Source organism: Streptomyces olivochromogenes (assembly GCF_001514115.1).
GTDB classification, from domain to species: Bacteria; Actinomycetota; Actinomycetes; order Streptomycetales; family Streptomycetaceae; genus Streptomyces; species Streptomyces olivochromogenes.
This window is the reverse complement of record NZ_KQ948451.1, coordinates 713,865-740,178: the sequence shown is the minus strand read 5'-3', so window position 1 is coordinate 740,178 and position 26,314 is coordinate 713,865. Positions and strand designations below refer to the sequence as shown.

At 70.5% G+C, this 26,314-nt stretch carries 25 protein-coding genes and 1 pseudogene; 20 read left to right on the top strand and 6 right to left on the bottom strand.

Features of this window, described 5'->3' with window-relative positions; genetic code table 11:
- Positions 1 to 60: 60 nt before the first annotated feature.
- Positions 61 to 927, bottom strand: a complete 867-nt coding sequence (locus AQJ27_RS03400) for an SCO6745 family protein (protein ID WP_067361330.1) — start codon at positions 925 to 927, stop codon at positions 61 to 63.
- A gap of 137 nt (positions 928 to 1,064) precedes the next feature.
- Between AQJ27_RS03400 and AQJ27_RS03395 the strand changes: the two genes are divergently transcribed.
- Positions 1,065 to 2,018 carry a GlxA family transcriptional regulator gene (locus AQJ27_RS03395; RefSeq protein WP_067361324.1) on the top strand — a complete coding sequence of 318 codons (954 nt, stop codon included), beginning with the start codon at positions 1,065 to 1,067 and terminating at the stop codon, positions 2,016 to 2,018.
- Positions 2,019 to 2,086: 68 nt separating this feature from the next.
- Positions 2,087 to 2,722: a DJ-1/PfpI family protein gene (locus AQJ27_RS03390; protein WP_067361321.1), complete on the top strand. Its 636-nt coding sequence runs from the start codon at positions 2,087 to 2,089 to the stop codon at positions 2,720 to 2,722.
- Here the strand turns inward: AQJ27_RS03390 and AQJ27_RS03385 are convergent.
- On the bottom strand, positions 2,712 to 3,542 hold the full coding sequence (locus AQJ27_RS03385) for an enoyl-CoA hydratase/isomerase family protein (protein WP_079064754.1): 831 nt from the start codon (positions 3,540 to 3,542) through the stop codon (positions 2,712 to 2,714). The genes AQJ27_RS03390 and AQJ27_RS03385 overlap by 11 nt on opposite strands.
- Before the next feature lie 66 nt (positions 3,543 to 3,608).
- On the opposite strand from AQJ27_RS03385, the gene AQJ27_RS03380 reads away from it, so the two are divergent.
- On the top strand, positions 3,609 to 4,193 hold the full coding sequence (locus tag AQJ27_RS03380) for an HdeD family acid-resistance protein (protein WP_067361313.1): 585 nt from the start codon (positions 3,609 to 3,611) through the stop codon (positions 4,191 to 4,193).
- Positions 4,194 to 4,414: 221 nt separating this feature from the next.
- Positions 4,415 to 4,921, top strand: coding sequence for an ATP-binding protein (locus AQJ27_RS03375; RefSeq protein WP_067362711.1), 507 nt, complete (start codon positions 4,415 to 4,417; stop codon positions 4,919 to 4,921).
- Between the two features lie 40 nt (positions 4,922 to 4,961).
- On the opposite strand, the gene idi is transcribed toward AQJ27_RS03375, so the two are convergent.
- The 4 genes and pseudogenes from idi to galE all read right to left on the bottom strand — a co-directional run bounded on the left by idi (position 4,962) and on the right by galE (position 9,014).
- Positions 4,962 to 5,555, bottom strand: coding sequence for an isopentenyl-diphosphate Delta-isomerase (gene idi, locus AQJ27_RS03370; RefSeq protein WP_067361311.1), 594 nt, complete (start codon positions 5,553 to 5,555; stop codon positions 4,962 to 4,964).
- A 361-nt stretch (positions 5,556 to 5,916) separates the two neighbouring features.
- Positions 5,917 to 6,669 (bottom strand): annotated as a pseudogene (locus tag AQJ27_RS03365) (class I SAM-dependent methyltransferase); the annotation flags it as partial.
- A 291-nt stretch (positions 6,670 to 6,960) separates the two neighbouring features.
- A complete protein-coding gene (locus AQJ27_RS03360; protein WP_067361309.1) occupies positions 6,961 to 7,899 on the bottom strand; it encodes a cation diffusion facilitator family transporter in 939 nt (312 codons plus the stop codon).
- Between the two features lie 137 nt (positions 7,900 to 8,036).
- On the bottom strand, positions 8,037 to 9,014 hold the full coding sequence (gene galE / locus AQJ27_RS03355; protein WP_067361306.1) for a UDP-glucose 4-epimerase GalE: 978 nt from the start codon (positions 9,012 to 9,014) through the stop codon (positions 8,037 to 8,039).
- A gap of 360 nt (positions 9,015 to 9,374) precedes the next feature.
- Between galE and AQJ27_RS03350 the strand changes: the two genes are divergently transcribed.
- From AQJ27_RS03350 to ispG, 16 genes are all read left to right on the top strand, one after another.
- On the top strand, positions 9,375 to 11,180 hold the full coding sequence (locus AQJ27_RS03350; protein ID WP_067362708.1) for a DUF5941 domain-containing protein: 1,806 nt from the start codon (positions 9,375 to 9,377) through the stop codon (positions 11,178 to 11,180).
- Positions 11,177 to 11,929, top strand: coding sequence for a phosphocholine cytidylyltransferase family protein (locus AQJ27_RS03345; protein ID WP_067361303.1), 753 nt, complete (start codon positions 11,177 to 11,179; stop codon positions 11,927 to 11,929). Before AQJ27_RS03350 ends, AQJ27_RS03345 begins: the two co-directional genes overlap by 4 nt.
- Positions 11,917 to 12,978 (top strand): iron-containing alcohol dehydrogenase family protein, encoded by a 1,062-nt coding sequence (locus tag AQJ27_RS03340; protein WP_067361300.1) that lies wholly within the window; start codon positions 11,917 to 11,919, stop codon positions 12,976 to 12,978. Before AQJ27_RS03345 ends, AQJ27_RS03340 begins: the two co-directional genes overlap by 13 nt.
- Positions 12,956 to 13,735, top strand: a complete 780-nt coding sequence (locus tag AQJ27_RS03335) for a CDP-alcohol phosphatidyltransferase family protein (protein WP_067361297.1) — start codon at positions 12,956 to 12,958, stop codon at positions 13,733 to 13,735. The genes AQJ27_RS03340 and AQJ27_RS03335 overlap by 23 nt, the downstream gene beginning before the upstream one ends.
- 8 nt (positions 13,736 to 13,743) lie before the next feature.
- Positions 13,744 to 14,616: a glycosyltransferase family 2 protein gene (locus tag AQJ27_RS03330; protein WP_425275185.1), complete on the top strand. Its 873-nt coding sequence runs from the start codon at positions 13,744 to 13,746 to the stop codon at positions 14,614 to 14,616.
- Between the two features lie 122 nt (positions 14,617 to 14,738).
- Positions 14,739 to 15,668: an ABC transporter permease gene (locus tag AQJ27_RS03325; protein WP_067361291.1), complete on the top strand. Its 930-nt coding sequence runs from the start codon at positions 14,739 to 14,741 to the stop codon at positions 15,666 to 15,668.
- The gene (locus AQJ27_RS03320; RefSeq protein ID WP_067361289.1) at positions 15,661 to 16,434 is read left to right on the top strand and encodes an ABC transporter ATP-binding protein; all 774 of its coding nucleotides are present in this window, start codon (positions 15,661 to 15,663) and stop codon (positions 16,432 to 16,434) included. The genes AQJ27_RS03325 and AQJ27_RS03320 overlap by 8 nt, the downstream gene beginning before the upstream one ends.
- 358 nt (positions 16,435 to 16,792) lie before the next feature.
- Complete coding sequence (gene hpnC, locus AQJ27_RS03315; RefSeq protein ID WP_067361286.1) at positions 16,793 to 17,695, top strand: squalene synthase HpnC; 903 nt, start codon at positions 16,793 to 16,795, stop codon at positions 17,693 to 17,695.
- Complete coding sequence (gene hpnD / locus AQJ27_RS03310; protein ID WP_067361282.1) at positions 17,692 to 18,642, top strand: presqualene diphosphate synthase HpnD; 951 nt, start codon at positions 17,692 to 17,694, stop codon at positions 18,640 to 18,642. Before hpnC ends, hpnD begins: the two co-directional genes overlap by 4 nt.
- Positions 18,642 to 18,782 (top strand): DUF6380 family protein, encoded by a 141-nt coding sequence (locus AQJ27_RS60730; RefSeq protein ID WP_425275180.1) that lies wholly within the window; start codon positions 18,642 to 18,644, stop codon positions 18,780 to 18,782. Before hpnD ends, AQJ27_RS60730 begins: the two co-directional genes overlap by 1 nt.
- On the top strand, positions 18,779 to 20,194 hold the full coding sequence (gene hpnE / locus AQJ27_RS03305) for a hydroxysqualene dehydroxylase HpnE (RefSeq protein WP_067361275.1): 1,416 nt from the start codon (positions 18,779 to 18,781) through the stop codon (positions 20,192 to 20,194). Before AQJ27_RS60730 ends, hpnE begins: the two co-directional genes overlap by 4 nt.
- Complete coding sequence (locus AQJ27_RS03300) at positions 20,194 to 21,321, top strand: polyprenyl synthetase family protein (protein ID WP_079064752.1); 1,128 nt, start codon at positions 20,194 to 20,196, stop codon at positions 21,319 to 21,321. Before hpnE ends, AQJ27_RS03300 begins: the two co-directional genes overlap by 1 nt.
- Positions 21,322 to 21,432: 111 nt before the next feature.
- The gene (shc, locus tag AQJ27_RS03295; protein ID WP_067361272.1) at positions 21,433 to 23,457 is read left to right on the top strand and encodes a squalene--hopene cyclase; all 2,025 of its coding nucleotides are present in this window, start codon (positions 21,433 to 21,435) and stop codon (positions 23,455 to 23,457) included.
- Positions 23,457 to 24,098, top strand: a complete 642-nt coding sequence (locus AQJ27_RS03290) for a phosphorylase family protein (protein ID WP_067361269.1) — start codon at positions 23,457 to 23,459, stop codon at positions 24,096 to 24,098. Before shc ends, AQJ27_RS03290 begins: the two co-directional genes overlap by 1 nt.
- A 5-nt stretch (positions 24,099 to 24,103) precedes the next feature.
- Positions 24,104 to 25,126, top strand: a complete 1,023-nt coding sequence (hpnH, locus tag AQJ27_RS03285) for an adenosyl-hopene transferase HpnH (protein ID WP_067361266.1) — start codon at positions 24,104 to 24,106, stop codon at positions 25,124 to 25,126.
- 4 nt (positions 25,127 to 25,130) lie between these two features.
- Positions 25,131 to 26,288, top strand: coding sequence for a flavodoxin-dependent (E)-4-hydroxy-3-methylbut-2-enyl-diphosphate synthase (gene ispG, locus AQJ27_RS03280; protein ID WP_067361262.1), 1,158 nt, complete (start codon positions 25,131 to 25,133; stop codon positions 26,286 to 26,288).
- Positions 26,289 to 26,314: the final 26 nt, after the last annotated feature.

Here is a 26,314-nt window from a genome sequence, read left to right as displayed (position 1 = left end):
TGCGCGGCAATTGTGGCAGGTGACACCGACAACGGGGGATCAGGGCGCCGATCGGCGCTGTCAGCCCTTGCCGGTCATGCCCTCGGGGAACGCGCCCGCCGCCAGCGCCCGCATGAGGATGCCCCGGGCCAGCTCGGTGAGGCGCTCCACGCCCGCGGCGCCCAGATGCTCGTACGGGGCACGGTCCAGCCGGTCCGTGCGGCTCTCGATCTCCTGGCGCAGGGCCACTCCCGCCTCGGTCAACTCGCCCTCCGCGTCGAGCAGTCCGCGCTCGCGCAGCCGTTCGACCGCCGCGTCCCAGTGCGCCCGCGACCAGCCGCGCGTGCCCAGTGCCCACTTCGGGGCCATACCCTTGCCGGTCGCGGTGTGGCTCACCAGAGCCTCGACCGGGTCGAGCTCCGCGTCGAGCAGCGCCGCGAGGTGACCGTCGCCCCGGTGCTCGCGCAGCAGCGTGGCCCCGTGCCACAGGGCCAGGTGCGGCGCGTCGGGCACGGGCAGGTCGGCGTGCGCCGCGTACAGCGGCCGCGCGGTCCTGGTGCAGGCCTCCGCGGCCCGCAGGGCGAGCTCCGCCGCCTCGGCGACCTCCTTGGAGGCGAGGACGTCCTCGCCGAGGAGCCGTCGCCAGGTCGCGTCGACGGCACGCGCGCGTGCCGCGAGGACGGTCTCCGGGGAGGCCTTCTTCCACACCTCGGGCACATGCCGGGCCACCAGCTCGTGGCGGAAGTTGTAGAACGTCGCCGTCACCGTGCCGGGACCCACCGGCCCCATGGCGGCGGCCCGCACGGCGAAGTACGCGCCGTTGCTGTCCTCGATCCCGATGTCGGCCAGCTCCCGTCCCAGATCCGGCGAGAAGTAGTGCGTCGAGTGCAGGGGGTTGAGGACGTTGTGGCAGCGCCGCCCGGCGCGCTCCGGCAGAGGTGTGGTCATGCCCGAAGGTTACCGACTAGTCGGTACGCCGGGAAGGCGGGACGGGCGAGGGCACAGGAAAGGCGGGAGGGGCAATGGCAGGAAAGGTGGGGTACTCGTCATTGCGGCCATCACCCCGCCCGCCAAGAATCGAGACCATGCGAACCGTCCTGGTCGTTCTCTTCGACGATGTGCAGAGCCTCGACGTCACGGGCCCCGTGGAGGTCTTCGCGGGCGCCGAGGCCTTCCACGGCGGCTCGTACCGCATCCACACCGCCTCCCTGGACGGCGCACCCGTGCGTACCACCAGCGGCCTCACCCTCGTCCCGGACCACACCCTCGCCGACGCGCCCGCCCCGCACACCCTGCTGGTCCCGGGCGGCCGGGGCACCCGGCGCCCCGACCCCCGGCTGACCGACTGGCTGCGCGCGCACGGGCCGCGCGCCGAGCGCCTGGTCTCCGTCTGCACCGGCGCCATCCCGCTCGCCGAGGCGGGCCTCCTGGACGGCCGCCGCGCGACGACCCACTGGGCGTACTGCGACAAGCTCGCCCGCGACCACCCGGCCATCGAGGTCGACCCCGACCCCATCTACGTGCGGGACGGACAGGTGTCCACCTCGGCCGGCGTCACCTCCGGCATCGACCTCGCCCTCGCGCTCGTGGAGGAGGACCTCGGCCGCGAGGCCGCCCTGACGGTCGCCCGCCACCTCGTCGTCTTCCTGCGGCGCCCGGGCAACCAGGCCCAGTTCAGCGCCCAGCTGGCCGCGCAGACGGCACGGCGCGAACCGCTCCGCGAGGTCCAGCAGTGGATCACCGAGCACCCCGGCGGCGACCTGTCCGTCGAGTCGCTCGCCGTCCGCGCCCGGCTCTCGCCCCGGCACTTCGCCCGCGCCTTCCAGACCGAGACGGGCATGACCCCGGGCCGGTACGTCGACCGCGTCCGCCTCGAACACGCCCGGCGCCTCCTGGAGGACACCGCCGACGGAGTCGAGGAGATCTCCCGCGCCTGTGGCTACGGCACCCCCGAGGCGATGCGCCGTGCCTTCGTGAAGACGCTCGGCACGGGTCCGGCGGAGTACCGGCGCCGCTTCCGCCCCGCCCCCACCGGGTGACCGGCCTCCACCCGTCGACCAGCCCGTACCTGACGTCCCCGCCCCACCCAGCCCTGGAAAGGAACCCGATGCAGATCGCCATCGTCCTCTTCGACCGCTTCACCGCCCTGGACGCCGTGGGACCCTACGAGACCCTCGGCCGCCTGCCCGACGCGGAGACCGTCTTCGTCGCCGAGCACACCGGCCCCGTCCGCAACGAGAGCGGCAACCTGGCCTTGACCGCCGACAGGACCCTGGCCGAGGTGCCGCACCCGGACATCGTCGTGGTCCCCGGCGGGCCGGGCCAGACCCCGCAGATGGACAACCCGGTCCTGCTGGACTGGCTGCGCGCCGCCGACGCCACGAGCACCTGGACGACCTCCGTGTGCACCGGCTCCCTGCTGCTGGCCGCCGCGGGGCTGCTCGGGGGCCGCCGGGCCACCTCGCACTGGCTGGCCCTCGACCACCTCGAGCGGTTCGGTGCCGAGCCGACCGGGGAGCGGGTGGTGTTCGACGGGAAGTACGTGACCGCGGCCGGCGTGTCGTCCGGCATCGACATGGGGCTCGCTCTGCTCGGACGGATCGCGGGCGACGAACACGCACAGGCCGTACAGCTGCTGACGGAGTACGACCCGCAGCCGCCCTACGACGCCGGGTCCCCCCAGAAGGCTCCCGCACATCTCGTGGCGGAGTTCCGGGCGAAGAGCCGCTTCATCATGGAGTAGTCGCGGTGGACGGCGATTTAGTCGCGGTGGACGGCGGAGCGGTCGCGGTCGACGGCTCAGCGGTCGCGGTGGACGCCGGCGTGGTCCAGGTGAAGCGCGGCGGCCGGCGCTCCAGGAACGCGGCGACGCCCTCCGCGGTGTCGTCGCTCCCGCGCGCCTGCTCGGCCCAGTACGCGTCCCGATCGGTCCGCCCATGGGCGAATTCCTTGGCGGACGCCTGCGTCAGCAACGACCGCGCGGCCAGCACACGGGTGAACTCCCCGACCCGCTTGTCGAGTTCGCCCTCGGGCAGCACCTCGTCCACCAGACCCGTGCGCAGCGCCCGTTCGGTGTCGATCAGCTCGCCCGAGAACAGCAGGTACTTGGCGGTCGCCGGACCCACCAGCGACACCAGCCGCCGGGTGGCCGAGGCCGCGTAGACGATCCCCAGCTTCGCCGGCGTCACTCCGAACCGAGCACCCTCCTGCGCGAACCGCAGATCGCAGGCCGCCGCGAGCTGGGACCCGCCCCCGACGCAGTACCCGCGGATCGCCGCGAGCGTCGGTCTGGGGAACGCGGCGAGCGCCTCCTCGGCGTTCACGGCGAGCCCCTGCGCCTCGTCCGAGGAGCCCCGCAGCGTCGAGATGTCGGCCCCCGCGCAGAAGGTGCCGCCTTCACCGGTGAGCACGAGGACGCGGACGTCCGGGTCGGCGGCGAGCCCGTCGAGCAGGGGCGGCAGCGCCCTCCACATGTCGGCCGTCATGGCGTTGCGCTTGGCCGGGTGGTGAATGACGACGGTGGCGACCCCGTCGCCCACGCTGTGCAGCAGCTGCGGCTCCATACGCCGGATGCTATCCGCAACCCTCGAACGTACGATCAAGAAGGGGCCGGGCGCGAGGAGGCGCTGATGGCCAGGACCACAGACGGGGCGCCGAGCGACGCGACCACGAAACTGAACCGCGGCTTCAGCTGGACCGCCGCGTTCGGCGTGATCCTGGTGCTCGCGGGGCTCGTCGGGCTCGTCTACACCGGTGTCGCGACCCTGACCTCGATGATCCTGTTCGGCTGGCTGCTGCTGATCGGCGGCGCGGTCGGACTGCTGCACGCCGTGCAGGCCCGCGGCACCAACTTCTTCTGGCTCGGGGTGGTGGTCGCGGCCCTGAACATCGCGGCCGGAGTGGTGGTGATCCGCCGCCCGGACGCGGCGGCCGAGGCGCTCACCATGTTCGCGGCCCTGCTGTTCCTGACCGGCGGGGTGTTCCGGCTGGTCGGCAGCCTCGTGGTGCGCGGCGCGCAGTTCGGCTGGACCCTCCTGCAGGGCGCCTTCGACCTGCTCCTCGGCATCCTGGTGCTGGACAACTGGCCGAGCAGCAGCAAGTACGTGATCGGCTGCTTCTTCTCGCTCGCGCTGCTCTTCGACGGGCTGGGCCTGTTCGCCACCGGCTTCGGCGGGCGGCGCATCGTACATCTGGTCTCGGGGCGCGACCGCTGACGGACGAATCGGGCGAGCCCGGCGCCCAACCCGTACAACCCGAATAGTTCTCGAAACAGACACCACACGGACAGGAGTGGTCGCGCGGCCGACCGTGCCATGCGTCAACGGTCGGAAGCCGTCGATAGTCGCTGACTTCTGTTCAGGGATGCGGTCCGGACCAGTGCGTTACCAACACTCGACGTGTGGTGACAATCGAGCGCAAGGGTGGCGACCGGACGATGGAGAACCACGGGCGGGGGTTCGACTCCCGCCCTGAAGGCGCCGGGGATGTGCCTCCCGATCGGAGACCGCCGGGTCCGCTGCCGTACGAGGGGGTGTGGCGGTTCACCGCTCCCGCCATCGACGCCTCGGTTCCGCAGGCACGACACGCCGTTCGTGACCTGCTCTTCCGTCAACAAGTGCCCGTCTCGGACGACCTCGTCCACGGGCTTTTGCTGATCGTCTCCGAACTGGTCACGAACGCCGTGCGGCACGCGGCACTGCTGTCCCCGATGCTCGCCGTGGAGGTGGCCGTAGGAGCCGAGTGGGTGCGGGTCTCGGTGGAGGACAACCACCCCTACCGTCCCACCGCCCTGGAGGCCGACCACGGCCAGACCGGCGGCCGTGGGCTGCTGCTGGTGCGGGAGGTCGCCAGGGAGTCGGGCGGGGTGTGCGACGTCGAGCACACGGCGAGTGGCGGCAAGGTGATCTGGGCCGCCCTGCCGCTCACTGCGAGCATCGTCTAGGGCTTGGCGCTCTCGGGGAGTCTTCGCGGGGACGGGTCCGTCACCAGCCGGCGGACGGGCCCGTCAGCTCCCTGATCGCCGGACGGGCCGCGTCCAGGACCGTCAGGAACCACGCCGAGAAGGGGTCCTTCGCGTGCCGCTCCATGAGCTCGGCGGCGGTCACGAACGCGGTGTCCCCGACCTCCTCCGGATCGGGGTGCAGCGACGACTGCACCATGCCGACGAAGAGGTGGTTGTACTCCTGCTCCACCAGGCCCGACTCCGGGTCCGGGTGGTTGTAGCGGACCGTGCCCGCCTCCGCGAGCAGCGAGGGCGAGACGCCGAGCTCCTCGTACGTCCGCCGGGCCGCCGCCGCGAAGGGCGCCTCGGCGGGGTAGGGGTGGCCGCAGCAGGTGTTGGACCAGACACCGGGGGAGTGGTACTTGCCCAGGGCGCGCTGCTGGAGCAGCAGCCTGCCGTGCTCGTCGAAGAGGAACACGGAGAAGGCCCGGTGCAGTTGTCCCGGTGGCTGATGGGCGGCGAGCTTCTCCGCCGTGCCGATCGTGTTGCCGTCCTCGTCGACCAACTCGAGCAAGATCGCTTCAACGGTGCCGTTCGACGAACTGTGCGTCGCGGTGGCAGGTGTGATCGGCATACCCATCCTTCGCATCGGTCTTCGAGCCCCAAGTCTGCCGTACGAAACCGGCACTCCCGGCACTTCGCGGCTCCCCGCATGTCCCGCTCCGGGAGCCCGGAGCGGGACACGCGGCCGACGTCCGTCGGTCACCGAAAGCGGCCGGACACTTGATCGTGCCCGGTGCCACGGACGGGGAACCGTCCAGGACAGGGGCCATCAGATGTTCGCCCGGCGCCCCGGAGCCGGTGCTCGTCCGGCCCGCCGAACCCGGGCCGGATGCCGTAGTCCGCGGCCGGTTCACCGCGGTGCGCGGCGCACCCGCCGTACGGCGACGGACGCGCACCGGGGCGGACGGGACGCGTCAGGCGCCGACGGCGACCGGACGCAGGACATAGCCCACGTAGCCGTACTCCCTCCCGTGCTCGCGGCGCATGGCGATCTCCGCCCGGGCGCCCGCCACCGCCTCGGCCATGCCGGGCCGGGTGACATCGGCCACGTCGGCGTGGACGCCGAGCGCGTCGTAGTACTCGTCCCAGTCGGACTCCGGCTGGAGGTACACCCCCAGCACGGAGTACCCGGCGTCGCGCGCGACCCGGGTGTCCTGGTCGGTCGTGCGCAACGCGTCGTCCTCCCAGAACGCGCGGGCCTGGTCGGACGGCGTGTCGGTGGTCCACACGCAGTGGGTGAGGACCAGCGTGCCGCCGGGGGCGAGCAGTCGCCGCCAGTGGCGCAGGGCGGTGTCGAAACCGATCAGATAGGCCGAACCCTCGGCCCAGACCAGGTCGAACGAGCCGTCGGGGTGGGTGAGATCTCCCATGTCCCCGTTGACGGTGTCGATCGAGGCGGTGAGCCCTCGGGCCTCGGTGGCCGTCCGCAGCTCGTCGAGGAACGGTTCGTGCAGGTCGACGGCCGTCACCTCGGCCGCGGCCTCGGCGGCCAGGAGCAGCGCCGAGCGGCCGGGGCCGCAGCCCAGGTCGAGCACGCGGGGGCGGGCGGGCAGCGGGCCCGCGAGTGAGAGCAGGTGACGGGTGGTGGCGTCGGAGCCGGGGCTCTGCCTGGGCAGTCGGTGGCGCAGGCTGAAGAAGGCCTCGTGGCGGGCGTTGCGGTCGGACGAGTCGTGATGCTCGGACAACGTGGGAAACCTTTGGATGCGGGGGCCCGGGCCGCCGCGCACGCCGCTCGGCGTGGGTCAGCCGTGGACCCGGAGGATGGGGACGCACCTGTCGCCGCGCGCAGCGGCACCGAACACGACAGTCATCAACCCACCTCTTCCTGGAATCGGCGGCCACGTTAGCACCGGAGCCACCGACCGCACCCGCGAATTAAGAACCTGCTGTCTGCTGGATCAGGAGCCCCTTGAGAGCTCGCCGGATCCAGACCCTCTTGAGGGCCCACCGGATCACGAGCCTCCCCATGGAGCCTCTCAGTGGCAGAGCTTCGCCTCGTGTTCCGCGTGCCCGCTCGGTTCCAGCTGGAAGGTGCAGTGCTCCACGTCGAAGTGGTGGCCCAGACAGCCCTGGAGCTCGTGGAGCATCTTCTCGTGGCCGATGGCGTTCAGGACCTCGGAGCTGACGACCACATGGGCGGACAGGACCGGCATGCCCGACGTGATGGTCCAGGCGTGCAGGTCGTGCACGTCCTCGACGCCGGGCAGGGCCAGGATGTGGGCGCGCACCTCCGCCATGTCGACGTTCTTGGGCGCCGCCTCCAGGAGCACGTCGAGCGTCTCGTGGAGCAGCTTCCAGGTACGCGGGACGATCATGATGCTGATGAGGATCGAGGCGATCGGGTCGGCCGCCTGCCAGCCGGTGGTCATGATCACCACGGCGGAGATGATCACCGCCACCGAACCCAGCGCGTCCGCGACCACCTCCAGGAAGGCGCCGCGCACGTTCAGACTGTCCTTCTGACCGCGCAGCAGCAGCATGAGCGAGATCGTGTTCGCGACCAGACCGATCAGACCGAAGACGATGGTCAGACCGCCCTCGGTGTCCGCGGGTGTCACGAAGCGGTGGATCGCCTCGTACAGGACGTAGCCGCCGACACCGAGCAGCAGCAGACAGTTGGCCAGCGCGGCGAGGATCTCGGCCCGCGCGTAGCCGAAGGTGCGGTTGCCGCTGGGTGGGCGGTTGGCGAAGTGGATCGCGAGGAGCGCCATGCCCAGCCCCACCGCGTCCGTCGCCATGTGTGCCGCGTCGGCGACGAGCGCGAGGGAATCGGCCATGAGGCCGCCGATGATCTCGACCACCATCACGGTGAGCGTGATCGACAGCGCGACCCGCAGCCTCCCGCGGTACGCGGCTGCCGCCGTGCCGGTGGTGGGCGCGCCGTGGGCGTGCCCGTGATCGTGTCCAGCCCCCATGGAAACCCCCTCCTGTGCTCTGCCCGGGATCACAGTCAACTACGGGTGGGGGGTATCGGGCAACGCGGTACTGAACACCGTTGTCATATGCTCTGACCTGCGGAAACGATCCGCAGGTCAGAGCGCTCTCAAGATCATTAATCCTGTGCCCGAGGGTGATGCAGCACCCACCCCTGCCACGCCGACTCCACCATCTCCCGGACCCCGCGCCGCGCGCTCCAGTCGAGTTCCCGCGCGGCCAGGTCGGCCGAGGCGACCGCGCGCGGCGCGTCCCCCGGCCGGCGCGGCTCGACGACCGGCCGCCGGGCGTCCCCGCTGACCTCGCCGATCAGCGTGAGCAGTTCACGTACCGAGACGCCTTCGCCACGGCCGATGTTCGCCGTGAGGTCGCCCGTCGCGCCGCCGGCCAGCCGCCGGGCCGCCGCGAGGTGCGCCTCGGCGAGGTCGGCGACGTGGATGTAGTCACGGACGCAGGTGCCGTCCGGCGTCGGGTAGTCGTCGCCGAAGATCCGCGGGGCCTCGTCACGGGTGAGGCGGTCGAAGACCATCGGGATCACGTTGAACACGCCGGTGTCGGCCAGCTCGGGCGTGGCCGCACCCGCCACGTTGAAGTAGCGCAGGCACACGGTCGCGATGCCGTGGGCCCGGCCCGTCGCGCGGACCAGCCACTCCCCGGCGAGCTTCGTCTCGCCGTACGGGCTCATCGGCGCACAGGGGGTGTCCTCCGTGATGAGGTCCACATCCGGGTTGCCGTAGACGGCGGCGGACGAGGAGAAGACGAAGCGCTTGACGCCGGCCCCGGCGACCGCCTCCAGGAGCGTCGCGAGCCCGCCCACGTTCTCCTGGTAGTAGCGCGTCGGCTGGGCCACGGACTCGCCGACCTGCTTGCGCGCGGCGAGATGCACCACACCCGTCACCGCGTGCTCCGCGAGGACCCGCTTGAGCAGGTCCCCGTCCAGCGACGAACCCTGCACCAGCGGAATGCTCTCCGGAAGCCGGTTCGGAACCCCGGCCGAGAGGTCGTCGAGGGCGACGACGCGCTCCCCGGCCTCCGCCATCGCCCGCGCCACGTGTGCCCCGATGTATCCGGCCCCGCCTGTGATCAGCCATGTCATGGACGACCACCCTATGTCGGTCCGCCGCCGGTGACGCCGCCGCCGGCCACCGATCCGACCGTCCTGCCCCACTACGGGACGATCTGGAGGGGTGTCGCGATCAATGACGCGAATCATGCGTTCTGCGAGTGCGGGTTTGTGGCACGGCCCCCGGATCACCGATGATGATCGCGGCGGAGGCGGCATGCAGATGGGGTTGATCACGCAGTGAACGGGCGATGAACGCCTGCTTCTCATCATCCGATAGCCTCTGCCGACATGCCGCCCAGCGGCCTGAGCCCCCTCGGGCCTGGGGCCGGGGCCTTCCCACCACGTACACGCCCGGCGCGAGGCCGCGTCGGCACCCAGGGAGTGAGTTCGCTGTCGACCGCCATCCTCACCGGCCAGCCGGTCCCCGGATCGTCGCTCGAGGGCGATCTGCGGTCGCTCGGCTTCGACGTGCGGCTCGCCGGCGAAGCCGGTGACGCCGAGACACTGCTGGCCGCCGTACCGGCGGACCAGCGGGTCGCCGTCGTCGACGCCCGCTTCGTGGGGCACCTGCACGCACTGCGCCTCGGCCTCACGGACCCACGGTTCGCGGCCTCCGCGCTGCCCGGCGCCGTATCGGTACAGCCCGAGGCCCGCCGGGCGCTGACCCGTGCCGTGGCCCGTGAGAGCTCCGCCTCCGGCGGCCTCGCCGTCGCCACCGACAACCTCGCCGAACGCCTCACCGCGGCCCTCGACGCGGACGGCGTCGCCGTGTTCCGCCCCGAGCTCGGCACGCTCGTCGCCACGGTCCCCACCGACCCGCAGGAGCGCAACGAGGCCCGGCAGGCCGTCTCCGCCGTGGACGACGAGGCCGTACGCCTGCGCAGCGCGGTCAAGGCCCGTGACGGCTTCTTCACCACGTACTGCATCAGCCCGTACTCGCGCTACATCGCCCGCTGGTGCGCCCGCCGCGGCCTGACCCCGAACCAGGTCACCACCGCCTCCCTGCTCACCGCGCTGATCGCCGCGGGCTGCGCCGCCACCGGCACCCGCGCCGGATTCGTCGCGGCCGGGCTGCTGCTCCTGTTCTCCTTCGTCCTGGACTGCACGGACGGGCAGCTCGCCCGCTACTCGCTCCAGTACTCGACACTCGGCGCCTGGCTGGACGCGACCTTCGACCGCGCCAAGGAGTACGCCTACTACGCGGGCCTCGCCCTCGGAGCCGCCCGCGGCGGCGACGACGTATGGGCCCTGGCGCTCGGCGCGATGATCCTCCAGACCTGCCGGCACGTCGTGGACTTCTCCTTCAACGAGGCGAACCACGACGCCACCGCCAACACCAGCCCCACCGCCGCCCTCTCGGACAAGCTCGACAGCGTCGGCTGGACGGTCTGGGTGCGCCGGATGATAGTGCTGCCCATCGGCGAACGATGGGCGATGATCGCCGTCCTCACGGCGCTGACGACCCCCCGTATCACCTTCTACGCGCTGCTCGCCGGCTGCGCCTTCGCGGCGACGTACACCACGGCGGGCCGGGTACTGCGCTCGCTGACTCGCAAGGCGCGGCGGACCGACCGCGCGGCGCAGGCGCTGGCGGACCTGGCCGACTCGGGCCCCATCGCCGAGGCTGTGGCCTCGGGACCGGTCCGCCGGGCGAAGGCCCGCGCCTGGTCCGCGCCGCTCTGGGCCGCACTGGGCACCGTGATCCTGCTGGTCGACGTGTCGTTCCGGCCGTTCGGAAACTGGCAGTTGATCGTCGGAGCCCTCGTCTACGCGGCCTGCGCGGGTCGCGCGGTCGCGCGCCCTCTCAAGGGCCCCCTCGACTGGCTCGTGCCGCCACTCTTCCGGGCAGCGGAATACCTCACCGTGCTGATACTTGCCGCTCGCTCGGAGGTGAACGGGGCCTTGCCCGCGGCTTTCGGCCTGGTGGCCGCCGTCGCCTACCATCACTACGACACGGTGTACCGCATCCGCGGCAACGCCGGAGCCCCCCCGCACTGGCTGGTGCGGGCGATCGGCGGGCACGAAGGCAGGACTCTGCTGGTCACCGTCCTGGCCGTGCTGCTCACCGCCGCACAGTTCAAGGTCGCGCTCACGGCGCTCGCCGTGGCCGTGGCACTGCTGGTGCTCGTCGAGAGCATCCGCTTCTGGGTGTCCTCCGGGGCCCCCGCCGTACACGACGAAGGAGAACCCGCATGATCGGCCTCGTGCTGGCGGCCGGCGCCGGTCGGCGTCTGCGTCCCTACACCGACAGCCTCCCAAAGGCTCTCGTGCCGGTGGGCCCCGCGGGCATAGAGGACAGCATCACGGTCCTGGACCTGACCCTCGGCAACTTCGCCGAGATCGGTCTGACCGAGGTCGGGATCATCGTCGGCTACCGCAAGGAAGCCGTGTACGACCGCAAGGACGCCCTGGAGGCCAAGTACGGCCTCAAGATCACCCTCATCGACAACGACAAGGCCGAGGAGTGGAACAACGCCTACTCCCTGTGGTGCGGCCGTGACGCACTCAAGGACGGTGTGATCCTCGCCAACGGCGACACCGTGCACCCGGTCTCCGTCGAGAAGACGCTGCTGGCCGCCCGCGGCGACGGCAAGCGGATCATCCTCGCCCTCGACACGGTGAAGAAGCTCGCCGACGAGGAGATGAAGGTCGTCGTGGACCCCGACAAGGGCGTCCGGAAGATCACCAAGCTGATGGAGCCCGCCGAGGCCACCGGCGAGTACATCGGCGTCACCCTCATCGAGGGCGCCGCCGCCGCCGACCTGGCCGACGCGCTGAAGACGGTGTGGGAGACGGACCCGCAGCAGTTCTACGAGCACGGTTACCAGGAGCTCGTCAACCGCGGTTTCAAGATCGACGTGGCGCCGATCGGTGACGTCAAGTGGGTCGAGATCGACAACCACGACGACCTCGCCAAGGGACGGGAGATCGCGTGCCAGTACTGACAAGGCTCATTCCCTCACCGGTCGTCGTCGACATCCGCCCGGGTGCCCTGGACGACCTGGCGAGCGTGCTCTCCGACCAGCGGATCTCACACTCCGGCAAGCTGGCCGTCGCGGTGAGCAACGGCTCCGGCGCGAAGCTGCGCGAGCGGATCGCCCCGGCCCTGCCCGGCGCCACCTGGTACGAGGTCGGCGGCGGCACCCTCGACGACGCGATCCGGCTGGCCGGTGCCATCAAGGCCGGTCACTACGACGCGGTCGTGGGCCTGGGCGGCGGCAAGATCATCGACTGCGCGAAGTTCGCCGCGGCGCGCGTCGGCCTCCCACTGGTCGCCGTGCCCACCAACCTCGCGCACGACGGCCTGTGCTCGCCCGTCGCGACCCTCGACAACGACGCGGGCCGCGGCTCCTACGGTGTGCCGAACCCGATCGCGGTCGTCATCGACCTCCATGTGATCCGCGACGCCCCCGCGCGGTTCGTGCGCTCCGGCATCGGCGACGCCGTCTCCAACATCTCCGCGATCGCGGACTGGGAGCTGGCCAACCGCGTCAACGGCGAGAAGATCGACGGTCTCGCGGCCGCGATGGCACGCCAGGCCGGAGAGGCCGTACTGCGCCACCCCGGCGGCATCGGCGACAACGACTTCCTCCAGGTGCTCGCCGAGGCACTGGTCCTCAGCGGGATCGCCATGTCGGTGTCGGGCGACTCACGGCCCTCGTCGGGCGCCTGCCACGAGATCAACCACGCCTTCGACCTCCTCTTCCCCAAGCGCGCGGCCAGCCACGGCGAGCAGTGCGGTCTGGGCGCGGCCTTCGCGATGTACCTGCGGGGGGCGCACGAGGAGTCGGCGTACATGGCCGAGGTGCTGCACCGGCACGGGCTGCCGGTGCTGCCCGAGGAGATCGGGTTCACCGTGGACGAGTTCGTCCAGGTCGTGGAGTTCGCTCCGCAGACCCGGCCGGGCCGATACACGATCCTCGAACACCTCGACCTGAAAACCAACCAGATCAAGGACATCTACTCCGACTATGCCAAGGCCATCAGTAGCTGAACTCCGCCCCGTCGTTCATCCCGCAGGGGTGAAGGACCGGCGCAGCGGTGAGCATTGGGCGGGACGCCTGTACATGCGAGAGATCTCGCTGCGCTGCGACCGCTACCTGGTGAACACCAGGATCACGCCCAACCAGCTCACGTACCTGATGACTGTCTTCGGCGTGCTCGCCGCCCCGGCCCTGCTGGTGCCGGGGATCCCGGGCGCCGTGCTCGGCGTGCTCATGGTCCAGCTCTACCTGCTGCTCGACTGTGTCGACGGTGAGGTGGCGCGCTGGAAGAAGCAGTTCTCGCTCGGCGGGGTCTACCTGGACCGGGTCGGTGCCTATCTGACCGACGCCGCGGTGCTCGTGGGCTTCGGCCTGCGCGCCGCCGATCCCTGGGGTTCCGGGCGGATCGACTGGCTCTGGGCCTTCCTCGGCACCCTGGCGGCCCTCGGCGCGATCCTGATCAAGGCCGAGACCGACCTCGTCGGCGTCGCCCGTCACCAGGGCGGCCTGCCGCCGGTCAAGGAGTCGGCGTCCGAGCCGCGCTCCTCCGGCATGGCGCTGGCCCGCAAGGCCGCCGCCGCGCTGAAGTTCCACCGGCTCGTCCTCGGCATCGAGGCGTCCCTGCTGATCCTGGTGCTGGCCATCGTGGACTCGGTGCGCGGAGACCTGTTCTTCACCCGCCTCGGCGTCGCGGTCCTGGCCGGCATCGCCATCCTCCAGACCGTGCTGCACCTCGTGTCCATCCTCGCCTCCAGCAGGCTGAAGTGAGTACGGCGATGAAGGTCGGCGCGGTCATCATCACCATGGGCAACCGCCCCGACGAGCTCCGAGCCCTGCTGGACTCCGTCGCCAAGCAGGACGGCGACCGGGTCGAGGTGGTCGTGGTCGGCAACGGCTCGCCCGTCCCGGACGTCCCCCACGGCGTACGCACCGTAGAGCTGCCCGAGAACCTCGGCATACCGGGCGGCCGCAACGTGGGCATCGAGGCCTTCGGCCCCGGTGGCACGGACGTCGACATCCTGCTCTTCCTCGACGACGACGGCCTCCTCGCCACCCACGACACCGCCGAGCTGTGCCGCCTGGCCTTCGCCGCCGACCCCGAGCTCGGCATCATCAGCTTCCGGATCGCGGACCCCGAGACCAAGGAGACCCAGCGCCGTCACGTGCCGCGGCTGCGCGCCTCTGACCCGATGCGCTCCTCGCGCGTGACCACCTTCCTCGGTGGCGCCAACGCGGTCCGTACGAAGGTCTTCGCCGAGGTCGGCGGACTTCCGGACGAGTTCTTCTACGCCCACGAGGAAACCGACCTGGCATGGCGGGCCCTCGACGCGGGCTGGATGATCGACTACCGGTCCGACATGGTGCTGTACCACCCCACGACCGCCCCTTCGCGGCACGCGGTGTATCACCGCATGGTGGCCCGCAACCGTGTCTGGCTCGCGCGCCGAAACCTTCCCGCGCCGCTCGTCCCCGTCTACCTCGGCGTCTGGATGCTCCTGACCCTGGCCCGCCGCCCCTCGGGACCTGCACTCAAGGCGTGGTTCGGCGGTTTCAAGGAGGGCTGGACCAGTCCCTGCGGACCCCGGCGGCCCATGAAGTGGCGTACGGTGTGGCGGCTGACCCGCCTCGGTCGTCCTCCTGTCATCTGACAAGCGGCTACACCATCTGACAAGCTCGTTCCCGGGAGCACGTTCGCCGTACCCCGGTGTCCCGTGCCCTCAGCCCCTGCCCGACCAGGCCGTGCGCATCATGAAGACGAAAGTTTCCATTTGTGAGTGAGACAACGCATGACGGAACTGTCGCGCTGAGCGACCGTCCGTCCCCCGATGACGGGCTCTCCGCGGCCGACCTGGCCGACAAGTACGGGCTCGCGGTGAGCGGCGCCCGGCCCGGACTCGTCGAGTACGTGCGTCAGCTGTGGGGGCGGCGGCACTTCATCCTCGCCTTCTCGCAGGCGAAACTCACCGCGCAGTACAGCCAGGCCAAGCTCGGCCAGCTGTGGCAGGTGGCGACGCCGCTGCTGAACGCGGCCGTGTACTACTTCATCTTCGGCGTGATCCTCAAGGCCAGCCGGGGCATGTCGCACGACACCTACATCCCGTTCCTCGTGACCGGTGTGTTCGTCTTCACGTTCACGCAGAGCTCGATCATGGCGGGCGTCCGTGCGATCTCGGGCAACCTGGGGCTGGTGCGCGCGCTGCACTTCCCGCGCGCCTCGCTGCCCATCTCCTTCGCGCTCCAGCAGCTCCAGCAGCTGCTGTTCTCGATGATCGTGCTGTTCGTCGTGGTGATCGGTTTCGGCAGTGTGCCGGGTCTGTCCTGGCTGCTGATCGTCCCGGTGCTGGTGCTGCAGTTCCTCTTCAACACCGGCCTCGCGCTGATCGTGGCGCGCCTGGGCGCCAAGACTCCGGACCTCGCCCAGCTGATGCCGTTCATCCTGCGGACCTGGATGTACACCTCGGGCGTCATGTTCTCCATCAGCAACATGCTCGTCGGACGGCCCGAGTGGTTCATCCGCGCGCTCCAGGTGAACCCGGCCGCGATCTACATGGACCTGATGCGCTTCGCCCTCATCGACGGCTACGGCGCCTCGAACCTGCCGCCCCATGTGTGGGCCATCGCCACCTTCTGGGCCGTGGTCGTCGCCGCCGGCGGGTTCGTGTACTTCTGGAAGGCGGAAGAGAGGTACGGCCGTGGCTGAGCAGACATCCCACATCCCGACCGTGATCGCGGACGAGCTGCACATCGTCTACCGCGTGAACGGCGCCAAGACCGGCAAGGGCAGCGCCACCGCCGCCCTCAGCCGCATCATCAAGCGCGGCGAGGAGCGGGGCGTACGCAAGGTGCACGCCGTCAGGGGCGTCTCCTTCACGGCCTACCGCGGCGAGGCCATCGGCCTGATCGGCTCCAACGGCTCCGGCAAGTCCACGCTCCTGCGTGCCATCGCCGGTCTGCTGCCCGCCGAGAAGGGCAAGGTCTACACCGACGGTCAGCCCTCGCTGCTCGGCGTGAACGCGGCCCTGATGAACGACCTCACGGGCGAACGCAACGTCATATTGGGCGGGCTCGCGATGGGCATGTCCCGCGAGCAGATCAGGGAGCGTTACCAGGAGATCGTCGACTTCTCGGGCATCAACGAGAAGGGCGACTTCATCACCCTGCCGATGCGCACCTACTCCTCCGGCATGGCGGCGCGGCTGCGCTTCTCCATCGCGGCCGCCAAGGACCACGACGTCCTCATGATCGACGAGGCCCTCGCCACCGGCGACCGCTCCTTCCAGAGGCGCTCCGAACAGCGGATCCGCGAGCTGCGCAAGAGCGCGGGCACGGTGTTTCTGGTCAGCCACAACAACAAGTCGATCCGCGACACCTGCGACCGCGTGCTCTGGCTGGAGCGCGGTGAGCTGCGGATGGACGGTCCGACCGAAGAGGTCCTCAAGGAGTACGAGAAGTTCACGGGCAAGTAGCTCGTAGTCTCCAGGGCCCCGCCGCAACGATTCGGCGGGGCCCTGCGTCTGCAAAGGAAACGCCAACTCCTGCTGGCCTTAGGAATCTTGACACCAATCGGTGTGTTGTTGTGATGTGCAGGACACCCCGACGAACCTTGCTGCGTTGTACAACGTAAGCTGTACCGGTGCTGAATCGCGGCAAGTGGGGCGATACTGCGCGACACCCGGCACCGGCGCGCCGCGCGGAGTCCCGGGCGGCGTGTCCGAAATGGGCACTATTGGGTCGGCAGTGTAGAACGGGAGATGTGACGGCAATGGCTACGGAAACTCTCCAGCTCCGCGACGCGTGTGCCGTCCCCGCGCCGGGCGGCGAGCGGTGACCCAAGCCGGTACGGCGCGCACTGGTGAGACGGAGCGCGGAACGCTCGACAAGGCCGCGGGCGAGAACTTCCCCGTGGCACCCTTCTTCCTGCCCCAGGCCTGGCGCGACGATCTGATGGCCGTCTACGGCTTCGCCCGCCTCGTCGACGACATCGGTGACGGCGACCTCGCCCCGGGTGGCGCGGACGCCAGGCTGCTCGGCGTGTCGCCCGAAGAGGCCGAGGACCGTCTCGTACTCCTGGACGCCTTCGAGGCCGACCTGCACCGCGTGTTCGACTCGACGCCGCACCACCCGCTGCTGCGCCGCCTGCAGCCCACGGTCCGCCGCGCGGACCTCACCCCCGAACCCTTCCTCGGGCTGATCGCGGCCAACCGCCAGGACCAGCTGATCAAGCGTTACGAGACCTATGACGACCTCGTGGCCTACTGCGAGCTGTCCGCCAACCCCGTCGGCCGCCTGGTGCTGTCCGTCACCGGCACCTCCACGCCCGAGCGGATCCGCCACTCGGACGCGGTGTGCACGGCACTGCAGATCGTCGAGCACCTCCAGGACGTCGCCGAGGACCTCGGCCGCGACCGCATCTACCTGCCGGCCGAGGACATGAAGCGCTTCCATGTCCAGGAGGCGGATCTCGCCACGGCCACAGCGGGCGCATCGGTGCGCGCGCTGGTTGCATACGAAGCAGAACGCGCGCTCCACCTCCTGAATGAAGGCACCCCCCTCGTGGGTAGCGTCCACGGCAGGTTGAAGCTGCTGCTCGCGGGGTTCGTGGCAGGGGGAAGGGCGGCGATCCGCGCGATCGCCGCCGCCGAATACGACGTACTTCCCGGCCCGCCCAAGCCCGGCAAGCTCCAGTTGCTGCGCGAGGTGGGAGTGACTCTGCGAGGAGAGGGGTGATCCGGACCGTGGAGTCGGAACAACACGTGTCCGCACCGGTACTCGCCGCTTACAGCTACTGCGAGGCAGTGACCGGTCAGCAGGCTCGTAATTTCGCCTATGGCATCAGACTTCTGCCGACGCCCAAGCGTCGTGCGATGTCGGCGCTCTACGCGTTCTCACGGCGTGTCGACGACATCGGCGACGGCGCGCTGGCAACGGATGTGAAGGCGGCGCGGCTCGAGGACACCCGGGCTCTGCTCGCCCGGGTCCGCGAGGGCCGGGTGGACGAGGACGACACCGACCCGGTCGCGGTCGCCCTCAGCCACACCGCCGCGTACTTCCCGGTGCCGCTGGGCGGCCTCGACGAACTCATCGACGGCGTCCTGATGGACGTACGCGGTGAGACGTACGAGACCTGGGACGACCTGAAGGTGTACTGCCGGTGCGTGGCCGGGGCGATCGGGCGGCTCTCGCTCGGCGTGTTCGGTACGGAACCGGGGGCGCGCGGCGCCGAGCGCGCGCCGGAGTATGCGGACACGCTCGGGCTCGCGCTCCAGCTCACCAACATCCTTCGGGACGTACGGGAGGACGCCGCGGGCGGGCGCACCTATCTGCCCGCCGACGACCTCGCGAAGTTCGGCTGCTCGGCCGGGTTCAACGGCCCGACCCCGCCCGAGGGCTCCGACTTCGCGGGCCTCGTCCACTTCGAAGTACGACGGGCCCGCACCCTTTTCGCCGAGGGCTACCGGCTGCTGCCCATGCTCGACCGGCGCAGCGGCGCCTGTGTCGCGGCCATGGCCGGCATCTACCGGCGGCTTCTCGACCGCATCGAGCGCGAGCCGGAGGCCGTGCTGCGCGGCCGCGTCTCGCTGCCGGGGCGCGAGAAGGCGTACGTCGCCGTGCGCGGCCTCTCCGGTCTGGACGCCCGGCATGTCTCCCGGCGTACCGTCAGGAGGCGTACCTGATGGACAATATGGGCCAAGGTGATTCGACCGGAGAAAAGCGGCACGCAACCCTCCGGCGTCAGGTGGCGTCCCTGACTGCGATGGCCTGCCGTGCACCGTTCAATCACCGCGGCACGGCCGCTGGGGAGGGTGCACGATGAGCGAGGACACGCAGCCCACGGGGGCTTCGGGCCGCCCGGAAGGGGCCGGCGCCGTAGTGGTCGGCGGCGGGCTGGCCGGAATCACCGCCGCGCTCGCACTGGCCGACGCCGGGGTGCGTGTCACCCTGCTCGAAGGCCGGCCGCGGCTCGGCGGGCTCGCCTTCTCCTTCCAGCGCGGCGAACTCACCGTGGACAACGGACAGCATGTGTATCTGCGCTGCTGCACCGCCTACCGCTGGTTCCTCGACCGCATCGACGGGGCCTCGCTCGCGCCCCTGCAGGATCGTCTCGACGTGCCCGTTCTCGACGCCGAGGCGAAACCCGGGCGGCGGCTCGGCAGAATCGGCCGCACCGCGCTGCCCGTACCTCTGCATCTCGCGCGCAGCCTGGCGACCTATCAGCATCTGTCGCTCGCCGAGCGCGCCAAGGTCGGCCGTGCCGCACTGGCGCTCAAAGCGCTCGATCTCGACGATCCGGCCCTCGACGACCAGAACTTCGGCCAATGGCTCGCCGAACACGGTCAGTCGGAGCGTGCCGTCGAGGCACTGTGGGACCTGGTGGGGGTCGCCACCCTCAACGCGGTGGCCGGCGATTCCTCGCTCGGGCTCGCCGCGATGGTGTTCAAGACCGGTCTGCTGTCCGACCCGGGCGCGGCCGACATCGGTTGGGCACGCGTCCCGCTGGGCGAACTGCACGACACGCTGGCCCGCAAGGCGCTCGACTCCGCGGGCGTGCGTACCGAAGTCCGTACACGCGTCACCTCCATCTCCCCTAACGAGAACGGGCGTTGGAGCGTTCAGGTTCCCGGCGAGACGCTCGACGCCGACACCGTCGTCCTCGCCGTACCCCAGCGCGAGGCCCACGATCTGCTGCCCGAGGGAGCGCTCGACGCCCCCGAACGGCTGCTGGAGATCGGCACCGCGCCGATCCTCAACGTCCATGTCGTCTACGACCGGAAGGTGCTCGCGCGACCGTTCTTCGCCGCCCTCGGCTCCCCGGTGCAGTGGGTCTTCGACCGCACCGACGCGTCCGGGCTGCGGGAAGGGCAGTACCTCGCCCTGTCGCAGTCGGCCGCCCAGGACGAGATCGACGAACCTGTCGCCGTCCTGCGCGAGCGCTATCTGCCGGAGCTGGAGCGGCTGCTGCCCGCCGCGCGCGGCGCGGAGGTGAAGGACTTCTTCGTGACCAGGGAGCGCACCGCGACGTTCGCCCCCACCCCAGGCGTCGGGCGGCTGCGGCCCGGCGCTCGCACCAGAGCCCCCGGCCTGTATCTGGCCGGCGCGTGGACCGCCACAGGGTGGCCCGCGACCATGGAGAGTGCGGTCCGCAGCGGCGTCGGTGCGGCGCGAGCCGCACTGGGCGCCCTGGGCCGGCCCCGCGACCACCTCCTCACGTTCGAGGAGGCGGCCTGATGCTCGACGAGCGCGCGGCGGACCCCCGCACCCCCGGTACCGCAACAAGAGGAGAGACTGTGCCCACTGTGCCCCCGGCCGACAAGGCTGCCGACGCGGTGGACGTGACCGCGCTCCTGGAGCGCGGCCGGACCCTGGCCACACCGGTGCTGAAGGCGGCCGTCGACCGCCTGGCGTCGCCCATGGACACCGTCGCCGCCTACCACTTCGGCTGGATCGACGCCCAGGGCAACCCCGCGGACGGCGACGGCGGCAAGGCCGTGCGCCCCGCGCTGGCCGTGCTCTCCGCGCAGGCCGCCGGTGCCGCCCCCGAGGTCGGCGTGCCCGGCGCGGTCGCGGTCGAGCTGGTGCACAACTTCTCCCTGCTGCACGACGACCTGATGGACGGCGACGAACAGCGCCGCCACCGCGACACCGTCTGGAAGGTGCACGGCCCCGCCCAGGCGATCCTCGTCGGCGACGCCCTGTTCGCGCTGGCCAACGAGATCCTCCTCGAACTCGGCACCGTCGAGGCCGGCCGCGCCACCCGCCGCCTGACCAGCGCCACCCGCGCCCTCATCGACGGCCAGGCCCAGGACATCTCCTACGAGCACCGCGACCGCGTCAGCGTCGAGGAGTGCCTGGAGATGGAGGGCAACAAGACGGGCGCCCTGCTCGCCTGCGCCTGCTCCATCGGCGCGGTCCTCGGCGGCGCGGACGACCGCACCGCGGACACGCTGGAGAAGTACGGCTACCACCTCGGCCTGGCCTTCCAGGCCGTCGACGACCTCCTCGGCATCTGGGGCGACCCGGAGGCCACCGGCAAGCAGACCTGGAGCGATCTGCGCCAGCGCAAGAAGTCCCTGCCGGTCGTGGCGGCGCTCGCCGCGGGCGGGCCCGCCTCCGAGCGGCTCGGCGAACTGCTCGCCGAGGACGCCAAGGCCAGCGACTTCGAGAACTTCTCCGAGGAGGAGTTCGCGGTGCGCGCCGCGCTCATCGAGGAGGCGGGCGGCCGCGAGTGGACCGCCCAGGAGGCACGCCGCCAGCACACCATCGCCATCGAAGCACTGGACGCCGTGGAGATGCCCGACCAGGTGCGGGCCCAGCTCGTGGCGCTCGCCGACTTCGTCGTCGTACGGAAGAGATGATCACTATCGGTCGAATAAACCTCGCGTAGTCGCCGGCCGGTGCCGCGGAGGACACACGCACCGGCCGACGGCGGACCCAGCAGAGTCGTACCACTGCACGAAGGGGAAGCCATGACAGCGACGACCGACGGAAGCACCGGGGCACTGCCGCCCCGCGCTGCCGCGGCCAGCGAAATCCACCCAGAGACGACTCCCGTGGCGGCCGGGACAGTCGAGACCCGAGACGTCGCCACGCACGCCATGCAGCGCGCCACCGACTTCCTGCTCTCACGGCAGGACGCGGAGGGCTGGTGGAAGGGCGACCTCGAGACGAACGTCACGATGGACGCCGAGGACCTGCTCCTCCGTCAGTTCCTGGGAATCCGCGACGAGACGACCACACGCGCCGCAGGACTGTTCATCCGCGGCGAGCAGCGCGAGGACGGCACCTGGGCCACCTTCTACGGCGGCCCGGGCGAACTCTCCGCCACCATCGAGGCGTACGTCGCCTTGCGGCTGGCCGGGGACGGCCCGGACGAGCCGCACATGGCGAGGGCGGCCGCCTGGATCCGTGAGCGGGGCGGCATCGCCTCGGCCCGCGTCTTCACCCGGATCTGGCTCGCCCTGTTCGGCTGGTGGAAGTGGGACGACCTGCCCGAACTCCCGCCGGAACTCATCTACTTCCCGAAGTGGATGCCGCTCAACATCTACGACTTCGGCTGCTGGGCGCGGCAGACGATCGTGCCGCTGACCATCGTCTCGGCGAAGCGCCCGGTGCGGCCCGCGCCGTTCCCGCTCGACGAGCTGCACACCGACGCGGGCGACCCCAACCCGGTCAAACCCCTCGCTCCCGTGGCGAGTTGGGACGGGGCCTTCCAGCGTCTCGACAAGGCCCTGCACCAGTACCGCAAGGTCGTCCCGCGCAGGGTGCGCCGGGCCGCGATGAACACGGCGGCGCGCTGGATCATCGAACGGCAGGAGAACGACGGCTGCTGGGGCGGCATCCAGCCGCCCGCGGTGTACTCGGTCATCGCGCTGCACCTGCTCGGCTACGACCTCCAACACCCCGTGATGCGCGAGGGGTTGGCGTCGCTGGACCGGTTCGCCGTCTGGCGCGAGGACGGCGCCCGGATGATCGAGGCCTGTCAGTCGCCGGTCTGGGACACCTGCCTCGCCACCATCGCGCTCGCCGACGCGGGCCTGCCCGCCGACCATCCGCAGCTGGTGAAGGCCGCCGACTGGATGCTCGGCGAGGAGATCGTGCGGCCCGGGGACTGGGCGGTGAAGCGGCCCCACCTTCCGCCCGGGGGTTGGGCCTTCGAGTTCCACAACGACAACTACCCCGACATCGACGACACCGCAGAGGTCGCCCTCGCGCTGCGCCGCGTCCGCCACCACGACCCGGAGCGCGTCGAGCACGCCATCGGGCGCGGGGTGCGCTGGAACCTCGGTATGCAGTCCAAGGACGGCGGCTGGGGCGCCTTCGACGTCGACAACACCAGTGCCTTCCCCAACCGGCTCCCGTTCTGCGACTTCGGGGAGGTCATCGACCCGCCGTCCGCCGACGTCACCGCACATGTGGTGGAGATGCTCGCGGTCGAGGGGCTCTCGCACGACCCGCGCACCCGCCGGGGCATCGAGTGGCTGCTCGCCCACCAGGAGCCGGACGGCTCGTGGTTCGGGCGCTGGGGCGTCAACTACGTCTACGGAACGGGGTCGGTGCTCCCGGCGCTCGTGGCCGCCGGACTGCCCGCCTCGCATCCGGCGATCCGACGGGCCGTCGCCTGGCTGGAAACCGTCCAGAACGACGACGGCGGCTGGGGCGAGGACCTGCGCTCCTACCACGAGGCCGCCGAGTGGAGCGGACGCGGCGCCTCGACCGCCTCCCAGACCGGCTGGGCGCTGCTCGCCCTGCTGGCCGCGGGGGAGCGGGACTCCAAGGCGGTGGAACGCGGGATCGCCTGGCTCGCGGAGACCCAGCTGGCGGACGGCTCCTGGGACGAGCCGTACTTCACCGGCACCGGGTTCCCGTGGGACTTCTCGATCAACTACCACCTCTACCGGCAGGTCTTCCCGCTCACCGCGCTCGGCCGCTATGTCCACGGCGAACCGAGCTTCGTCCACGGCGAGTCGTTCGCCGAGGTCAAGGGGGGTTGATGAGCACAAAGCCCGACCCGGCCCCGCTGCTGATCGCCTGCGCGCTCGGCATCGAGCACCTCGCCCTGCGCATCGGCGACCGCACCGGGGCCGACGGGCCCGTCACCGTGCTGCGCACCGGCATGGGGCCCAAGGCCGCCGAACGCTCGCTCACCCGGATCCTGGCCGACCCGGCGCTGAGCGAGGCCGCCGTCCTGGCCACGGGTTTCTGCGCGGGGCTCGCCCCGGGCATGCACCCCGGTGACCTGGTGGTCGCCGAGGAGACCCGGGACCCACGCGGCAGCACCCCGTGCGTGGGCACCGAACTGCTCGTCAAGGAACTCGTGCGTACCGTGCCCGGGCGCACTGTCCACACCGGGCCACTCACCGGCTCCGATCACGTCGTCCGAGGTCACGAGCGGTCGGAGCTGCTCGCGACCGGCGCGATCGCGGTCGACATGGAATCCGCGGCCACGCTCCACAGCGCCGTGCGGGCGGGCCTGCGCCCGGTTGCGGCCGTACGGGTGGTCGTGGACGCTCCAGAACATGAACTCGTCCGAATCGGCACAGTGCGCGGTGGAATATCAGCTTTCCGTGTTCTTCGTGCCGTCCTTCCCGCTTTCTTTGAATGGCACCGTTCTTTGTTGCTCCCCCGGAGGTGAGCCAGATGGCCATGCCGCTTCGGCAGTCCATGAAGGTCGCTGCGTACCTGTTTGAACAGAAGCTCAGGAAGCGGGACAAGTTCGCGCTGCTGGTCGAGTTGGAACCCCTCTTCGCCTGCAACCTCAAATGCGAGGGCTGCGGCAAGATCCAGCACCCCGCGGGGGTGCTCAAGCAGCGCATGCCCGTTGCCCAAGCCGTGGGAGCGGTCCTCGAATCCGGCGCGCCGATGGTGTCCATCGCCGGCGGCGAGCCGCTGATGCACCCGCAGATCGATGAGATCGTGCGGCAGTTGGTGGCCAAGAAGAAGTTCGTCTTCCTGTGCACGAACGCGCTGTTGATGCGCAAGAAGATGGACAAGTTCAAGCCCTCGCCGTATTTCGCCTGGGCCGTGCACATCGACGGGCTGCGCGAGCGGCACGACGAGTCGGTGGCCAAGGAGGGCACCTTCGACGAGGCGGTCGCGGCCATCAAGGAGGCCAAGCGACGCGGCTTCCGGGTCACCACCAACTCGACCTTCTTCAACACCGACACCCCGCAGACCGTCATCGAGGTCCTCAACTTCCTCAATGACGACCTGAAGGTGGACGAGATGATGCTCTCGCCCGCCTACGCCTACGAGAAGGCGCCCGACCAGGAGCACTTCCTCGGCGTCCAGCAGACCCGGGAGCTGTTCAAGAAGGCCTTCTCGGGCGGCAACCGGCGCCGCTGGCGGCTCAACCAGAGCCCGCTCTTCCTGGACTTCCTGGAAGGCAAGGTCGACTTCCCGTGCACCGCGTGGGCGATCCCCAGCTACTCGCTGTTCGGCTGGCAGCGGCCCTGCTATCTGATGAGCGACGGGTACGTGCAGACGTACAGGCAGCTCCTGGAGGAAACCGACTGGGACTCCTACGGGCGCGGCAAGGACGAGCGGTGCGCGAACTGCATGGCGCACTGCGGCTACGAACCGACGGCTGTGCTCGCCACCATGGGCTCCCTCAAGGAGTCGATCAGGGCCGCCCGCGAGACCTTCACGGAAAGCCGCGGGTGACGACATGACCGCCGTTTCCTTGGGCCTCCCCGAGGTGCCGGTCCGACCGATCGCCGAACGCCGTGTCTCGCGGCGGATCCAGGTCGGAGCGGTGGCGGTCGGGGGCGGAGCACCCGTTTCGGTGCAGTCGATGACGACGACGCGTACGTCGGACATCGGTGCCACCCTGCAGCAGATCGCGGAACTCACCGCGTCCGGCTGCCAGATCGTCCGCGTCGCCTGCCCCACGCAGGACGACGCGGACGCTCTCGCGACCATCGCCCGCAAGTCCCAGATCCCGGTGATCGCGGACATCCACTTCCAGCCCAAGTACGTGTTCGCGGCCATCGACGCGGGCTGTGCGGCGGTGCGGGTGAACCCGGGCAACATCAAGCAGTTCGACGACAAGGTCCGCGAGATCGCGCGGGCCGCCTCGGACGCCGGGACCCCGATCCGGATCGGGGTCAACGCCGGGTCGCTCGACCGGCGGCTGCTGCAGAAGTACGGCAAGGCGACTCCCGAGGCGCTGGTCGAGTCGGCGTTGTGGGAGGCGTCCCTCTTCGAGGAGCACGGGTTCCGGGACATCAAGATCTCGGTGAAGCACAACGACCCGGTGGTGATGATCAACGCGTACCGGCAGCTCGCCGCCCAGTGCGACTATCCACTGCACCTCGGTGTGACGGAGGCCGGTCCGGCGTTCCAGGGCACGATCAAGTCCGCCGTCGCCTTCGGGGCGCTGCTCAGCGAGGGCATCGGGGACACCATCCGGGTCTCCCTGAGCGCCCCGCCCGCCGAGGAGGTCAAGGTCGGCCTCCAGATCCTGGAGTCGCTGAACCTGAAGCAGCGCCGCCTGGAGATCGTCTCGTGTCCGTCCTGCGGACGCGCCCAGGTCGACGTCTACAAGCTGGCCGACGAGGTCACGGCCGGTCTGGAGGGGATGGAGGTCCCGTTGCGCGTCGCGGTCATGGGCTGCGTCGTCAACGGCCCCGGCGAGGCGCGGGAGGCGGACCTGGGGGTCGCCTCCGGCAACGGCAAGGGGCAGATCTTCGTCAAGGGCGAGGTCATCAAGACCGTGCCCGAGTCGAAGATCGTCGAGACCCTCATCGAGGAAGCGATGAAGATCGCCGAGCAGATGGAGAAGGACGGCGTCGCCTCCGGCGAACCCGCCGTCACCGTGAGCTGATCAGCACGGACCGAGAGGGGGCCCGA

What these genes read in the sequence shown, in the direction of transcription:
- AQJ27_RS03400 (WP_067361330.1), bottom strand. Translation starts at nt 927, where the DNA reads ATGACCACACCTCTGCCGGAGCGCGCCGGGCGGCGCTGCCACAACGTC.
- AQJ27_RS03395 (WP_067361324.1), top strand. Translation starts at nt 1,065, where the DNA reads ATGCGAACCGTCCTGGTCGTTCTCTTCGACGATGTGCAGAGCCTCGAC.
- AQJ27_RS03390 (WP_067361321.1), top strand. Translation starts at nt 2,087, where the DNA reads ATGCAGATCGCCATCGTCCTCTTCGACCGCTTCACCGCCCTGGACGCC.
- AQJ27_RS03385 (WP_079064754.1), bottom strand. Translation starts at nt 3,542, where the DNA reads ATGGAGCCGCAGCTGCTGCACAGCGTGGGCGACGGGGTCGCCACCGTC.
- AQJ27_RS03380 (WP_067361313.1), top strand. Translation starts at nt 3,609, where the DNA reads ATGGCCAGGACCACAGACGGGGCGCCGAGCGACGCGACCACGAAACTG.
- AQJ27_RS03375 (WP_067362711.1), top strand. Translation starts at nt 4,415, where the DNA reads ATGGAGAACCACGGGCGGGGGTTCGACTCCCGCCCTGAAGGCGCCGGG.
- idi (WP_067361311.1), bottom strand. Translation starts at nt 5,555, where the DNA reads ATGCCGATCACACCTGCCACCGCGACGCACAGTTCGTCGAACGGCACC.
- AQJ27_RS03360 (WP_067361309.1), bottom strand. Translation starts at nt 7,899, where the DNA reads ATGGGGGCTGGACACGATCACGGGCACGCCCACGGCGCGCCCACCACC.
- galE (WP_067361306.1), bottom strand. Translation starts at nt 9,014, where the DNA reads ATGACATGGCTGATCACAGGCGGGGCCGGATACATCGGGGCACACGTG.
- AQJ27_RS03345 (WP_067361303.1), top strand. Translation starts at nt 11,177, where the DNA reads ATGATCGGCCTCGTGCTGGCGGCCGGCGCCGGTCGGCGTCTGCGTCCC.
- AQJ27_RS03335 (WP_067361297.1), top strand. Translation starts at nt 12,956, where the DNA reads ATGCCAAGGCCATCAGTAGCTGAACTCCGCCCCGTCGTTCATCCCGCA.
- AQJ27_RS03330 (WP_425275185.1), top strand. Translation starts at nt 13,744, where the DNA reads ATGAAGGTCGGCGCGGTCATCATCACCATGGGCAACCGCCCCGACGAG.
- AQJ27_RS60730 (WP_425275180.1), top strand. Translation starts at nt 18,642, where the DNA reads ATGGACAATATGGGCCAAGGTGATTCGACCGGAGAAAAGCGGCACGCA.
- hpnE (WP_067361275.1), top strand. Translation starts at nt 18,779, where the DNA reads ATGAGCGAGGACACGCAGCCCACGGGGGCTTCGGGCCGCCCGGAAGGG.
- AQJ27_RS03300 (WP_079064752.1), top strand. Translation starts at nt 20,194, where the DNA reads ATGCTCGACGAGCGCGCGGCGGACCCCCGCACCCCCGGTACCGCAACA.
- shc (WP_067361272.1), top strand. Translation starts at nt 21,433, where the DNA reads ATGACAGCGACGACCGACGGAAGCACCGGGGCACTGCCGCCCCGCGCT.
- AQJ27_RS03290 (WP_067361269.1), top strand. Translation starts at nt 23,457, where the DNA reads ATGAGCACAAAGCCCGACCCGGCCCCGCTGCTGATCGCCTGCGCGCTC.
- hpnH (WP_067361266.1), top strand. Translation starts at nt 24,104, where the DNA reads ATGGCCATGCCGCTTCGGCAGTCCATGAAGGTCGCTGCGTACCTGTTT.
- ispG (WP_067361262.1), top strand. Translation starts at nt 25,131, where the DNA reads ATGACCGCCGTTTCCTTGGGCCTCCCCGAGGTGCCGGTCCGACCGATC.